Raw genomic sequence first — 13,638 nt, 5'->3', positions numbered from 1 at the left:
CATTAAGTGTATCGGTTGTCCATGTAATCATACAATTTTGGTTGCAATTTGTCAGCTGTTAGCATAAAATACCCAAGTTTTTGATTGCATGCCCATCACTACCTGTTTTTATGATGTCGGTGATTGGCGATATTATCTAAAAATATGATTTGGGTACAAACTTTTTTGCAATATTTAAGGTATGATTTATGAAAAAATTACTCTCAATGCTTGTGATGACCAGTCTGTCTGCAACAGCAGTTGCCAATGTTACTAATGGTGCTAATACCTATGTACAAAGCTCAGTGGGCGTATCTAGCCTAAACAGTAAAGATATCCAAAGCAAAATCAAAGATAAAGATATCCAAAGCAAAATCAAAGATAAAGATATGACACTTTCTGTGTCTGTTGGTAAAGATTTGGGTGCGGTACGCTATGCGGTGGATTATACCAATTTTGGTAAAATTCAGCACACCGAAACAGGCTTTGCTAATGATCCAAATGACTACCGCAAAACTACCCTAAAAGCACATTCATTGGGGGTGTCTGCTATCTATGACTTGCAGTCTTATTCAGGCTTTACGCCATATGCTGGCGTTCGCTTGGCTGCTAACAAACTAAGTTTTGATAGAAATTATAGAGTGACCGCCGATAAGCCACATTACCCATCTATCAGTGCCAAGAAAACTCAAATAGGCGTGGGTGCTGTGGCGGGTGTGTCATATGCTGTTAGTCCACAATGGACGATTGATGGTGGTGTAGAATATAACCATTTGGGTAAAGTAGATAACTTTAAAATCAAGGAATATGGTGCTAAAGCCAGCTTGCGTTATGCTTTCTAAGTTTTAAAAACCCCTTGTTTTTTCTAAGTTTTAAAAAAGTCCCTTGTTTTTTGGCGAGGGGCTTTTATTTTTTTGAGCTTTATAACAAGTATACATAGAGAGCGATTTTTATAACGCAAAGATAATTTTTTGTAATATTTCTTTAATTTTCACTTGCAAAATATTGCAGGGGGTATAATAGCTAAGCTTTTGTAAAAAAGTGTATTTCTTCACAGACCTTAGGCTTGACTAAGGTGATTTTTAAGGAACAATGATGAAAAAGTTACTTTTAGCTACCCTAGTGGTAAGCATTTCAACTCTAGCGATGGCTGATACCGGCAGTGTGTATGTTCAGGGTAATGTTGGTGCATCAAAACTAAAAATTCAAGATAATGGGACGTATGGTGAGACGGGATTTGGTATTGCAGTTGGTAAAGATTTTGGTGCGACACGCTATGCGTTAGATTATACCAATTTTGGTAAAATTAAAGCAAAAGGCTCGATAGGAGAGCGTGGTAGGCCTGACCATGACGAATGGACGGTAATCTTGAAAGTTCAGTCAGTGGGTGCATCTGCTTTTTATGACTATCAAACCAACAAAGGTTTCACACCATATACAGGTGTGCGTATTGGCATCAATCAACTCAACTATCAAGAAGAAGGGTTTAAGACTATCATGTCAACAGATGGCTCTTTGAAGAATGAAAATTATAATGAATCAAAGAAAATGACCAAACTTGGTGCAGGTATCACTGTTGGTGCACAGTATGCTCTAAATTCACAGCTTACACTAGATGTGGCGACAACTATTTAGGCAAATTTGATGGTACAGCAGTCAACCAATACGGTGCTAAAGTTGGACTACGCTACAATTTCTAATTTTTTAATGGAATTGTTAAAATCCCTTTGTTCTCCACGCAGAGGGATTTTTGATTTTGTGATTTTAAAATGACTTTTTAAAATTTTTGTGTTATAATCAACCCATGTGCCGATAGGCTTAGGCAAACCTTAGCAATGCGATGTTTGCCTGTACTTTTTTGCATTGCGTATTTTTAAGGATTAGTCATGCTAACCAATCAACAACGTGAAGAAATCATCGCTAAATTCAAACGAGGCGAGAACGACACAGGTAGCCCAGAGGTGCAAGTAGCTCTTTTGACTGCTCGTATCAATGACCTACAAGGTCACTTTAAAGCTCACAAAGCTGACCATCACAGCCGTCGTGGTCTGATTCGTATGGTAAACCAGCGTCGTAAGCTACTAGACTACCTAAAAGGCAAAGACCTAGACCGTTACACTACTCTTATCAGTGAACTTGGACTACGCCGTTAATGGGTGTTTGGGTTTTACTGTTGGTTTTTGCCAGCAAACCCTAAATGAAAAACGGTGTTTTTATGAACGCCGTTTTTTAATTTTTTAAAATCCTAATTGCAGTGCCTTAGAATGCTAATGCCTGAATTTTAAAGCCATTGATCTAAAAATCAAGCATTAGCCTTTTATGGTTTGCAATTAAAGTTATAAGGAAACCTTATGTTTAACATTATTCGTCAAGAATTTCAATATGGCAATCAACAAGTTGTCCTAGAAACAGGTCGTGTCGCTCGTCAAGCGAACAGTGTGCTTGTACATATGGGTGATGTTTCTGTACTGGTGGCAGTGGTTGTACGCCTAGAAGCTGTTGCAGGTCAAGAATTTTTCCCATTGACTGTAAACTACCAAGAAAAAATGTACGCTTCTGGTAAGATTCCAGGAGGCTATGGCAAGCGAGAAGGTCGTGCATCAGAATTTGAAACTCTGACCAGTCGTTTGATTGACCGTCCTATCCGTCCGTTGTTCCCAGAGGGCTACTATAACGAGATTCAAGTTACCGCTACCGTCATCTCATCAGGCAAAACCCAAGATGCTGATATTGCAGCGATGATTGGTGCGTCAGCAGCACTGGCGATTAGCCCTGCACCGTTCAACGGTCCGATTGGGGCGGCTCGTGTGGGCTTTATTGGCAATGAATACATTTTAAACCCAAATCTTGCCCAAATGAAAGACAGCTCGCTTGACTTGGTTGTTGCAGGAACAAAATCAGCCGTGTTAATGGTTGAATCAGAAGCTGATGAGCTGTCTGAAGACCAAATGCTTGGGGCGGTGCTATACGGACACGCTCAGCAGCAAATCGTTATTGATAACATTAATGCTTTTGCTCAAGCCGTTGGCAATGCCAAAGCTGAGTTTGTTGCTCCTGCCATCAACGAAGAGCTAAACAACACCCTAAAAGAGCAGTTCACCGCTAAAGTGAGCGAGGCTTATACCATCACTGTTAAACAAGACCGTTATGCTCGCCTAGACGAACTTGCCAAAGAAGCATTGCTACTGGCAGGGGACGAAACTGCCGAAGACCATGCTGACAAGGTAAAAGAAATTAAAGAGCTGTTTGAAACCCTAAAATACCGCACCGTGCGTGATAATATCCTATCAGGTAAACCCCGTATTGATGGGCGAGATTTAGACACCGTGCGTGCTTTGGACATTCAGGTGGGTGTATTGCCTTATACGCATGGTTCAGCACTCTTTACTCGTGGCGAAACCCAAGCACTTGTTACTACCACGCTTGGCACAACTCGTGATGTGAGCTTGGTTGATACCTTGTCAGGTACTAAACAAGACCATTTTATGCTTCATTATAATTTTCCGCATTATTCGGTGGGCGAGACAGGTCGTGAGGGCGGTCCAAAACGCCGTGAAATCGGTCATGGTCGCTTGGCTCGTCGTGGTGTACAAGCAGTGTTACCAAAGGCGGATCGCTTCCCTTATACCATTCGTGTGGTATCAGACATCACTGAGTCTAACGGTTCGTCATCGATGGCGAGTGTTTGTGGTGCTTCATTGTCGCTTATGGACGCTGGCGTTCCGCTAAAAGCCCCAGTAGCAGGTATTGCTATGGGTCTGGTTAAAGAAGGCGATCGATTTGCTGTACTCTCTGATATCTTGGGCGATGAAGATCACTTGGGCGATATGGACTTTAAAGTGGCAGGTTCTGTCAATGGTATCACTGCCTTGCAGATGGACATCAAAATTGAGGGCATCACTCCAGAGATTATGGAGCAAGCCCTACGCCAAGCACACGCAGGTCGTATCCATATCCTAAATGCCATGAATGAGGTCATTGCAACTTCTCGCACTGAAATCAATGCCCATGCACCAAACTACGCCACCATTGAAATCAACCCTGAAAAAATCCGTGATGTCATTGGCAAAGGTGGTGCAACCATTCGTGCCTTGACCGAAGAGACAGGTGCGACAGTTGATATTGATGACAATGGCACCATTCGTATCTTTGGTGAATCTAAAGCCTCTACTCGTGCTGCCATTGCCAAGATTGAGGCGATTACTGCCGAAGTGGAAGTGGGTGTGGTCTATACAGGAACAGTGGCTCGCATCGTGGAGTTTGGGGCGTTTGTTACCATTTTGCCAGGTACAGATGGCTTGGTACATATTAGCCAAATCTCTGATGAGCGTGTAGAAAATGTTACCGACTACCTAACCGAAGGTCAAACGGTCAAGGTACAGGTTCAAGACATTGACAATCGTGGACGCATCAAATTGACCATGAAAGGCATTGAGCAATAATCTGCTTTCATGCAGCATCATGCTAGCATTATGGCTAGTATCATGATAAGCATAAAACCACTCCGAATGGGGTGGTTTTGTTTTGTTGGACTTTTTGGGCAGATTTCTTTATACTGCCAAATTTTTTACATCATCAAGAGGGGGTGGTATGCTCATCAATTTTGCCAAGCATTTTTCAAAAGACGCATGGTTTGGTAATGTGCGTGGCGATGTGTTGTCAGGGCTTGTGGTGGCACTGGCACTCATTCCAGAGGCGATTGCTTTTTCTATCATTGCAGGGGTGGATCCGCAGGTGGGGCTGTACGCATCGTTTTGTATTGCGGTGGTGATTAGCTTTTTTGGTGGTCGTCCTGCCATGATGTCGGCAGCAACGGGGGCGATGGCGTTAGTCATGGCAACTTTGGTTAAAGAGCATGGGCTACAGTATTTACTTGTTGCGACGATTTTGACAGGAGTTTTGCAAATCATCGCAGGCTTCTTAAAACTTGGGCTGCTTATGCGGTTTGTGGCTCGTGCGGTGGTGGTAGGCTTTGTCAATGCGTTGGCGATTTTGATTTTTATGGCACAGATGCCTGAGCTTATCGGTCATGGCATGACAACCTACGCTCTCGTGGTGGCAGGTCTTGCTATTATTTATCTGTTTCCACGCCTGCCCATCATCGGCTCGTTGTTGCCATCTCCTTTGGTTACCATTGTCGTTTTGACGGCGGTGGCATATGTCATGGGCATGGATGTGCGGACGGTGGGTGATATGGGCAAGCTACCTGATACCTTGCCTGTGTTCTTGCTGCCTGATGTGCCTTTTAATTTACAAACTCTGATGATTGTGTTGCCGTATTCATTTAGTCTTATGGCGGTAGGATTGCTAGAATCTTTGATGACTGCCACCATCGTTGATGAGATGACTCAAACCGATAGCGACAAAAACCAAGAATGTAAGGGGCAGGGCGTTGCCAATATTGTGGCTGGGCTGTTTGGTGGTATGGCAGGTTGTGCGATGATAGGTCAGTCTGTCATCAATGTCAAATCAGGTGGTCGCACTCGTTTATCCACTTTGCTTGCTGGGGTATTTTTGCTCATCATGGTGGTGTTTTTGAGTGATTTATTAAAAATTATTGCCATGCCAGCACTTGTGGCAGTGATGATTATGGTGTCTGTTGGCACATTCAACTGGCAATCAGTCAAGGAGCTAAGAACGCACCCCGTTGGTTTTAACATCGTGATGATAATCACGGTTGCAATCGTGGTCTATACCCACAACCTTGCTTTAGGCGTGTTTGCAGGTGTGCTGTTATCAGCGTTGTTTTTTGCCAATAAAATTGGGCGTTATCTATCGGTACGCCCTTTGCCCACAGGCGATGATGACAGTATGGCGTATGCAGTCATCGGTCAGGTGTTTTTTGCGTGTGCTGATGAGTTTGTGGCAAGTTTTGATTATCAGGCGGTCAAGTCGGTGAGTATTGATTTAACCCATGCTCATTTTTGGGATGTTACCGCTGTATCATCTCTTGATAAGGTGGTGCTAAAATACCGCAAACTTGGGGTGGCGGTGGATGTCATTGGCTTAAATGAAGCCAGTAAAACCTTAGTGGATAAATTTGGTACGCACGATAAGGAAGTTGATGTGGATATTTTGACCACGCACTAGCAAAGCCTTTTAATATATCATGGCATGGGGTGATGGTAGGGCTTATTGAATGCGTAAGAAACCGATTAAACAATCATCATGCCCTATGGTGTGGTGTTGTTTCACTATATTAAAGTGTATTATTTTTATTTTCAATCTTACAGCGAGAGTTGAAATGCTATAATTATAACCGACCATCAGGCATTCGCTTGGTGATTTAGTTGTTATTATTTTTAATGGATTGTATTTTGAATCGCTCATCTGCCAAACCATCGGAGTTATCCACTCGCCCACTGCCATTTTGTGTTGTCATGTCTGACCATCAACATCATCGCTTGCTCAAGAAAAATCAGCAGCTGCACAACAACCCATGGCTGCGTTTGGCATTTTTGATTATGGGTTTTATTTTTGTGGGATTTGGTATTGTGGGGGTGGTTTTACCAGGTGTGCCGACAACGGTATTCATTTTATTGGCAGGCTATTGTTGGGCAAAAAGCTCACGACGCTTTCACGCAAGGCTCATGAATCACAAGGTTTTTGGTAAGATATTAAGAGACTGGCAAGAGAGACGAGCCATGCCCCGTTTCGCCAAATATTTGGCGTGGGGTATGATGCTGTTGTCTTGTGTGCTGATGTTCTTTCGTCTGCCTGATAATAGGCTATGGCTTGGTGGGCTATTTATGATGCTGTGCTTGGGCGTGGGGATTTGGATGGCAAGATTGCCTGATACCTAAATCAATCACAAAAATATCCGCAACAGCTGACTGTGCGGATATTTTTATTGACTATAATGGCAATAATTAAATCAGGTGTTTAGATTTGTTTGGTGCCAAAAATCTTATCGCCTGCATCACCAAGACCAGGAATGATGTAGCCATTTTCATTAAGATGACTATCTAGGGCGGCGGTATAAATTTTAACATCAGGGTGAGCATCATTCACCAGTTTCACGCCTTCAGGGGCGGCGACCAGAACAAGAGCTTTGATGTTGGTGCATCCATGCTTTTTGAGCATATCAATGGTAGCAACCATACTACCGCCTGTAGCGAGCATTGGGTCTAGAATCAGAGAAGGGCGTCTGTCAATGTCGCTGACAAATTTCTCAAAAAATGGCACAGGCTCAAGCGTCTCTTCATCTCGTTGCAAGCCGACAACTGAGATTTTAGCAGTGGGTAACAGGTCAAGTACACCGTCAAGCATACCAATACCAGCACGCAAGATAGGCACAAGCGTTACTGTCTTGCCCTTAATCTGCTCTCCGTCAATCTCACCACACCACCCTTGCATTTTAAAGGTTTCAATCTCAAAATCACGGCTGGCTTCGTACGCCATCAATCTGCCTAGCTCTTTGGTTAGGGTGCGAAACCGATAAGTGTTGCACGAAGCTGCACGCATCAAGGATAGCTTGTGGCGGACTAAAGGGTGGTCGATGACTTGAATGTCTAAATTGTTCATGGGGTTTATGCTCTACTTGGTTTGGTTCTGTCTTAATTCTTTGTATATGATACCAACTGTGGGGTGATTTTAAAATAGTTGATTGACGATTTTTGTATAAAAGTTTCCTGTTTGATGATGGCAAGGCTTAGGCTTGTTGGTTTTGGTAATAAAATGGACAATCAAGCCTAAGTGGGCAAGGGGGATTAAAATCAATTAAAGATTGGTCAGGGTTAAATCTCCATCTTTAATTAGCCCTTTGCGACGCATAATGCGAGAGATGGCGAGTGTCAAGATGGCGGGTAGTATCACATGAAACAGCACAATAAGCATCAGTGTATGCACACTAGCTCCCATTGCCTCTATCGTGCCAACTTGCCCCACCAAGCCTGAAGTACCCATACCAGCACCGATGGGAATGTTGGTCATGCCAAAAATCACCGTAGCAATCGGTGCAAGTATCGCCCCTGCCAATATGGTAGGTAGCCAAATATAAGGGTTTTTTAGGATATTTGGCATCTGAATCATGCTTGTACCTAATCCTTGAGAGATGATGCCAGAGATGCCATTGTCTCGATAGCTCATCGCCGCAAAGCCTATCATCTGGGCAGCACAACCAACTGTCGCCGCTCCTGCTGATAGGTCGGATAACCCCAAGCTGATGGCGATGGCAGCACTAGAGATGGGCAGGGTGAGTAGCATACCCATAGCGATGGCAATGACGATGCTCATCAAGATGGGTGAAAGAGCCATGGACCAGCTAATAAAATCACCCAAAGAAGTCATCAGACTTGAGATGGCGGGGGCGATGAGTTGGGCGGTTGTCACGCCTGTAATCAGCGTGATGGCAGGCGTGATGATGATGTCAATAGGGGCGGTCTTATAAAACAGCTTACCAATCTCTGCCCCAACCACTACAGCGACCAATGCCCCAACCACGCCGCCAAGTTCAGCACCAACCAAGCCTGTAGCAACGCTAGCAAACAGCACAAGTGGTGGTGCTTTTAGTCCAAAAGCAACCCCCGCCCCAATCGCTGCCCCAACTGCAGCTTGGGCGTGTGTGCCGACATTGACCAATGGTGCGATGTTTGCCCAAGTGCCGATGTTCTTTAAAATCAGTCCAATGATGAGTGAACTGAACAATCCAAGAGTCATGCCATTTAGGGCGTCAATGCCATATCTACGCCAAGACAAGACGATGTTTTGGCGTTCTAGGTGGGTGGTGATGTTAAAGTTACGCATAGATATATAGATACGGCTGATGGTGAATGATGAATTTTGGTGGAGCTGACCTTAGTTTTTTTCAGGTCGTATCCAGCCACTGACGGTGGATTGTCGGCCACGAGCGATGGTCAGCTTATTCTCCTCACAATCTTTGGTGATGACCGAGCCTGCCCCAATGGTGGCTTTATCGCCCACCACGACAGGGGCGACCAATACTGCATTAGAACCAATGCGTACTTCTTTGCCGATGGTGGTCTTGTGCTTATTGACGCCATCATAATTGGCAGTAATCGTGCCAGCCCCCACATTGGTACGCTCGCCCACAGTACTGTCTCCTAGATACGCCAAATGATTGGCCTTTGCACCGCTTGCCATTTGGGTATTTTTAAGCTCAACAAAGTTACCGATATGAACATTGTCCGCTGTTACTGCGTTTGGACGAAGTCTGGCGAATGGTCCAATCTTGTTAGCCTCACCTACGATTGCATTTTCAAGAATGCTATAAGGAGCAACCACTGTATTGCTTGCAATGGTGGTGTTTTTAATCACACAGCCTCCTTGGATTTTGACATTGTCGCCAAGTATGCAGTCGCCCTCAAAAATCACATTGATATCAATCTCAACATCTCTGCCGACTGTTAGATTGCCACGCAAATCAAAGCGAGTGGGGTCAATGATATGCACGCCAGCTTGCATGAGCTGATTTGCTTGATGGATTTGCCAAGTGCGTTCTAATTGGGCTAGCTGTACACGGTCATTAACACCCTCAATCTCAAAAGCGTGTGTGGGCGACACGGTAGCAATATCAATGCCATCGTCCACCGCCATTTTGACAATATCGGTTAGATAATACTCGCCTTGGGCGTTATTGTTGTTTAGGTTCTTTAGGTATTTATGCAGGATTTCGTTTGCTACGCAGTACACACCGCTGTTGATTTCGGTGATTTGTCTTTGGGCGTCGGTGGCGTCTTTTTGTTCAACAATGGCAATGACTTTGCCATCTTGGCGAATGATTCTGCCCAGTCCAAATGGGTTGTTTACGCTCATGGTTAGCATGGCAAAGGGGCTGTCATTCTCCACCAATTTACTTAAGGTATCTACGCCAATCAAAGGCACATCACCTGATAAAATCAAGCTTTTTCCTATGCTTGGCAGTACAGGTAAGGTCATCATGACAGCATGCCCTGTGCCTAACTGCTCAGCTTGCTCTACCCAATCAATACTTTCATTTGAAAACACATTTTTGACTTGCTCGCCTTCAAAGCCATAAATGATGATGTTCTTTTGACTGCCTAGTTTTTTGGCGGTGTCTAAGACATGACCAAGTAAAGGCTTGCCTGCTAAAGGTTGCAAGACTTTGGGTTTGGTAGATTTCATGCGGGTGCCTTTACCTGCTGCCATGATGATGACGCTAAGCATGATAGATCCTTAATGGGTATTTTTAATAACCAAAATATAAAATGATGAATGTATGCTTTGGTTATTTTAGCATATAATAAGTGCAAGATAACAGTTGGTTTTGGTCATCTGGCTATTTTAAGCCATCAACTGTTAGCATCAGTTCGCCGTTGAAATGATGATGCGTCATCAGACTCTTTTTTGCTACTTGTCTTATGGTGGCTTAATCATTTGGATAATTACTTGATAATGTTGATAATATTCCCATGAGTTTTATGAAACCAAGCCAATCAGAATACACAAATGTCCGAGTGCCTAGCGATAAGCTGTTGGGCGGTTCTCATTTTGCTGCCACTTATGCTGCTGAGCATGTGGCTGGTGGGGAGTTTGTGATTGGGGCGGCTTTTGCAGCTTGGGGTGCATCTCCGATGGCGGTACTCGTGGGGCTTGTCATGGGCAATCTGCTGGCAGTGCTAAGCTGGGCTTGGGTGTGTGCACCTGTGGCAGTGCGTGCCAGATTGACTTTGTATGAATATCTGTCTCGCACGGCAGGCGTGGGTTTTGTGCGTGTGTTCAATGTGGTGAACGGTCTTATTTTCCTAGTCATCGCAGGGGGTATGATGACCATATCCGCACAAGCGATACAAGGGATAATAGGACAGCCCCCTCAGATGAATTGGTATCCTAGCAGTATGCTGTTTGTCATTTTGGTGGGGTTTGTTGGTTTGATGGTTGTACTAATTAGCCTTATGGGGTTTAGACAGCTGACAAATTTTGCTCGGTATGTTTCGCCTTATCTGTTTGTTATTTTTGTTGTATGTGCTTTGGCAAGTTTACCAATTTTATGGCAATCAGGGAAACAATCAGGCTTGTCGTTTGGTGAGATTTTTTCTACTTATTTGTGGACGCCGTCTTCTGATAATAGGTCGCTTAGTATGTGGCATATTGCAGTTTTTACATGGGGGCTAAATCTGCCTTTGCATCTGGGCTTGGGTGATATGAGCACATTGCGATTTGCTAAGAAATGGCGATATGGCTATCATTCGGTATGGGCGTGCTATGGCGGTCATTTTGTGGCATGGGTGGGGGCAGGTATGCTCGGGGCGGGCAGTGCCATATTACTGGGCGTGTCTGTACATGAACTTGACATCGGTGGGGTGGTTGTGCCGATTTTGGGGTTGGCAGGGGTATTGGCGGTGGTACTGGCATCGGTTACTACTGCTGTGCCTAGTTTGTACCGTGCGGCATTAGCCTTTGATGCTTTATGGCACTTGGGTTTTACTAAGACTGTATTGTTGCTTGGCGTGCTGACGACAGCAGTGGCGTGCTTGCCATTGATTTTTTTGAAGTGGTTGGATTTGATGGCGTATTTTAATATCGTCATGGCACCTGTGGGAGCAATCATTGCTTGTGAGCATTTTATCCTACCTCGTCTGGGCGTGCGACCGTTTTGGTATGGGGGTAAATCTGCCAACATAAGTGCAATCAAGACTTGGCTGTTTGGGCTTGTGCTTGCTGTCATCTTGCTGATGAGTGGCGTGCATTTGTTTTTTGTATTCATTCCTGTTTGGTTTTTATGCGTGGCGTTTTATGCACTCATGGCGTATCCTCGAGCACAAAAACAAACCGTCCACTATTCGCTCTTATACGATGTGGCTTATGGTGCTGATCAGGATATCTGCGTGCCGCAAAGACACCATCAACAACCTAAATCGGCATTTGGTCGTTTTGTTGTTTTACTGGCGATGCTGATGATGTGCCTGCCTTTGTATGTGTCAGACCCAGTTTCTATGTTGGGCGTGTTTCAACTTGGGCTGTTTGTTTTGAGTGTGCTGTATTTTGTGATGGTTGGTCATCAGATGAAGCATGAAAACAATAACAACGCATGAGATGCTTGGCTATGTGTCACAAAATAGATGAGCCAAGCTGAACTAAGCAATGATAAATCTGCTTACCAAAACCATCAATATCCCTACCATCACCCCTGCTAAGACATCATCAATCAAAATGCCAAATCCGCCAGAGACATTTTTATCCACCCATTTAATGGGAAAGGGTTTAATAATATCAAAAAAGCGAAACAAGATAAAAGGAATGATGAACAACACAGCAAGCAAAGGGTGCATCAGCACCGACTGCACTGGATTTTTATCCGAGCAAAGCAACCAAACGCTTGGTAATAACGCTATCCACATTCCCACCCATTCATCAAAAACGATATGTGGGTCATCATGCACATTCATCAAATCCGAAGTTTTACCGCAAATATGACTACCCACCAAACAACCAATGAGCGTTATGATTAAAAAACCCCAAAATCCCAACAACAACATTGGTAGGGCGATCATCAATCCTCCCAAAGTCCCCCAAGTGCCTGCCGCCCGTTTTGGCAAGCCAGAGCCTAGACCGATACCAAGCCAATAAACGCATTTTTCCCAAAGTGTGGCGGAACTTGGGCAAGGTGGGCAAATGTTAGATTTATAAATATTGGGTTTATGGCTCATAATAATTGCCTTATCGGTAAAAAGGTTGGTTAATAAATTTTTTGGATTGGGCATTGATTGTTGATATTATCGCTTTTTAAACCATTCATCAAAAATGTTCCCAGCCCTGAATAGCAATATCCACTTTTTGATGGCGGTGGTACAGTTGTAAGCCTTGTTGTTCTGTAATCTTGCCAATCTTGAAAATTTGGTTGGGGTGAAGAGCATTGAATTTATCAAAGTTGTCTTTTGATATTGTAAAGCACAACTCATAATCATCACCCCCATTTAAAATGTGTTGATATTTTTTATCAAAAGGCAGGGCATCCACCTCATCATCGCAGGGAATATCCTCCAGATGAAGCACTGCTCCGACACCGCCGGCTGTTAAGATATGCCCCAAATCTTGCCCCAAGCCATCTGATATGTCAATCATACTACTGGCATAACCGACCAGTTTTTGACCTAAATCCACCTTAGGCATGGGCAAATCCAACGCATTTTGTAAGGTGGTTTGTTGTCCAGTTAAAATGTGTGATAATGCTAGGCTTGCTGTGCCGATGTTACCACTGACACAAATCATATCGCCAATTTTTGCCCCACCTCGTTTAATAGCCTGTCCTTTTTTGACAAAACCTAAAGCGGTAACACTGATGGTCAAGACATCTGACTTTGTGGTATCGCCGCCGATTAACTCTACATGAAATTGATTGCAAATATCTGACACACCCAAAGCAAATTCTTTTAGCCAATCTGCATTGTTTTTGGGTAAAGACAGCCCCAACAAAATTGCATAAGGTGTAGCTCCCATACTGGCAAGGTCGGATAAATTAACCGCCACCGACTTATAACCGATGGCATAAGCGGTGGTTTCAAAGGCGAAATGTCGCCCTGCAATCAGCGTATCCATGCAACTGACAAGCTCGGTATTGGCTGAAATGGTGCTGACAGCACAATCATCACCAATCCCTAGTACGGTATTTTGGTGTCGGTTGGTGCTGTTTTTAAAATGCGTATTGATTAAAGAAAATTCGGACATTATGGGTATTCT

The 13,638-nt window shown here is 44.0% G+C and carries 12 protein-coding genes; 7 read left to right on the top strand and 5 right to left on the bottom strand.

The features are described 5' to 3' along the window. Window positions 1–188 precede the first annotated feature (188 nt). From LU276_RS09030 to LU276_RS09005, 6 genes are all read left to right on the top strand, one after another. A complete protein-coding gene (locus LU276_RS09030) occupies window positions 189–821 on the top strand; it encodes an opacity family porin (protein WP_284673507.1) in 633 nt (210 codons plus the stop codon). Window positions 822–1,074: 253 nt separating this feature from the next. Beyond that, window positions 1,075–1,614 (top strand): opacity family porin, encoded by a 540-nt coding sequence (locus LU276_RS09025; protein WP_284673506.1) that lies wholly within the window; start codon window positions 1,075–1,077, stop codon window positions 1,612–1,614. A gap of 251 nt (window positions 1,615–1,865) precedes the next feature. After that, window positions 1,866–2,132 (top strand): 30S ribosomal protein S15, encoded by a 267-nt coding sequence (gene rpsO, locus LU276_RS09020; protein ID WP_284673505.1) that lies wholly within the window; start codon window positions 1,866–1,868, stop codon window positions 2,130–2,132. A gap of 198 nt (window positions 2,133–2,330) precedes the next feature. Further along, on the top strand, window positions 2,331–4,421 hold the full coding sequence (gene pnp / locus LU276_RS09015; protein WP_284673504.1) for a polyribonucleotide nucleotidyltransferase: 2,091 nt from the start codon (window positions 2,331–2,333) through the stop codon (window positions 4,419–4,421). A gap of 148 nt (window positions 4,422–4,569) precedes the next feature. After that, entirely contained in the window at window positions 4,570–6,069 is a 1,500-nt protein-coding gene (locus LU276_RS09010; RefSeq protein ID WP_284673503.1) for a SulP family inorganic anion transporter, read from the top strand. Window positions 6,070–6,359: 290 nt separating this feature from the next. Then, complete coding sequence (locus LU276_RS09005; RefSeq protein ID WP_284673502.1) at window positions 6,360–6,782, top strand: YbaN family protein; 423 nt, start codon at window positions 6,360–6,362, stop codon at window positions 6,780–6,782. A 79-nt stretch (window positions 6,783–6,861) separates the two neighbouring features. On the opposite strand, the gene upp is transcribed toward LU276_RS09005, so the two are convergent. The 3 genes from upp to glmU all read right to left on the bottom strand — a co-directional run bounded on the left by upp (window position 6,862) and on the right by glmU (window position 10,128). Further along, the gene (gene upp / locus LU276_RS09000) at window positions 6,862–7,503 is read right to left on the bottom strand and encodes a uracil phosphoribosyltransferase (RefSeq protein ID WP_284673501.1); all 642 of its coding nucleotides are present in this window, start codon (window positions 7,501–7,503) and stop codon (window positions 6,862–6,864) included. Between the two features lie 195 nt (window positions 7,504–7,698). Beyond that, window positions 7,699–8,724 (bottom strand): PTS sugar transporter subunit IIC, encoded by a 1,026-nt coding sequence (locus LU276_RS08995; RefSeq protein ID WP_284673500.1) that lies wholly within the window; start codon window positions 8,722–8,724, stop codon window positions 7,699–7,701. Between the two features lie 51 nt (window positions 8,725–8,775). Next, window positions 8,776–10,128 carry a bifunctional UDP-N-acetylglucosamine diphosphorylase/glucosamine-1-phosphate N-acetyltransferase GlmU gene (gene glmU / locus LU276_RS08990; protein WP_284674632.1) on the bottom strand — a complete coding sequence of 451 codons (1,353 nt, stop codon included), beginning with the start codon at window positions 10,126–10,128 and terminating at the stop codon, window positions 8,776–8,778. Window positions 10,129–10,379: 251 nt separating this feature from the next. Here glmU and LU276_RS08985 point away from each other — a divergent pair, with 251 nt between their 5' ends. Next, the gene (locus tag LU276_RS08985) at window positions 10,380–11,993 is read left to right on the top strand and encodes a purine-cytosine permease family protein (protein ID WP_284673499.1); all 1,614 of its coding nucleotides are present in this window, start codon (window positions 10,380–10,382) and stop codon (window positions 11,991–11,993) included. Between the two features lie 42 nt (window positions 11,994–12,035). On the opposite strand, the gene LU276_RS08980 is transcribed toward LU276_RS08985, so the two are convergent. After that, window positions 12,036–12,611, bottom strand: a complete 576-nt coding sequence (locus tag LU276_RS08980; RefSeq protein ID WP_284674631.1) for a phosphatidylglycerophosphatase A family protein — start codon at window positions 12,609–12,611, stop codon at window positions 12,036–12,038. A gap of 85 nt (window positions 12,612–12,696) precedes the next feature. Continuing rightward, window positions 12,697–13,626 (bottom strand): thiamine-phosphate kinase, encoded by a 930-nt coding sequence (thiL, locus tag LU276_RS08975; RefSeq protein ID WP_284673498.1) that lies wholly within the window; start codon window positions 13,624–13,626, stop codon window positions 12,697–12,699. Between the last annotated feature and the right edge of the window lie 12 nt (window positions 13,627–13,638).

It is taken from the genome of Moraxella haemolytica, assembly GCF_030177935.1.
In the GTDB taxonomy this organism is placed as follows: domain Bacteria; phylum Pseudomonadota; class Gammaproteobacteria; order Pseudomonadales; family Moraxellaceae; genus Moraxella; species Moraxella haemolytica.
Note: the sequence above shows the minus strand (reverse complement) of the source record. Positions and strands in the feature narration are given on the sequence as shown.

Excerpts from the sequence above, each read along its gene's own strand:
- LU276_RS09005 (WP_284673502.1), top strand. The coding sequence starts at position 6,360 with ATGTCTGACCATCAACATCATCGCTTGCTCAAGAAAAATCAGCAGCTG.
- LU276_RS08985 (WP_284673499.1), top strand. The coding sequence starts at position 10,380 with ATGAAACCAAGCCAATCAGAATACACAAATGTCCGAGTGCCTAGCGAT.
- LU276_RS09010 (WP_284673503.1), top strand. The coding sequence starts at position 4,570 with ATGCTCATCAATTTTGCCAAGCATTTTTCAAAAGACGCATGGTTTGGT.
- thiL (WP_284673498.1), bottom strand. The coding sequence starts at position 13,626 with ATGTCCGAATTTTCTTTAATCAATACGCATTTTAAAAACAGCACCAAC.
- LU276_RS09025 (WP_284673506.1), top strand. The coding sequence starts at position 1,075 with ATGAAAAAGTTACTTTTAGCTACCCTAGTGGTAAGCATTTCAACTCTA.
- LU276_RS09030 (WP_284673507.1), top strand. The coding sequence starts at position 189 with ATGAAAAAATTACTCTCAATGCTTGTGATGACCAGTCTGTCTGCAACA.
- rpsO (WP_284673505.1), top strand. The coding sequence starts at position 1,866 with ATGCTAACCAATCAACAACGTGAAGAAATCATCGCTAAATTCAAACGA.
- pnp (WP_284673504.1), top strand. The coding sequence starts at position 2,331 with ATGTTTAACATTATTCGTCAAGAATTTCAATATGGCAATCAACAAGTT.
- upp (WP_284673501.1), bottom strand. The coding sequence starts at position 7,503 with ATGAACAATTTAGACATTCAAGTCATCGACCACCCTTTAGTCCGCCAC.
- LU276_RS08995 (WP_284673500.1), bottom strand. The coding sequence starts at position 8,724 with ATGCGTAACTTTAACATCACCACCCACCTAGAACGCCAAAACATCGTC.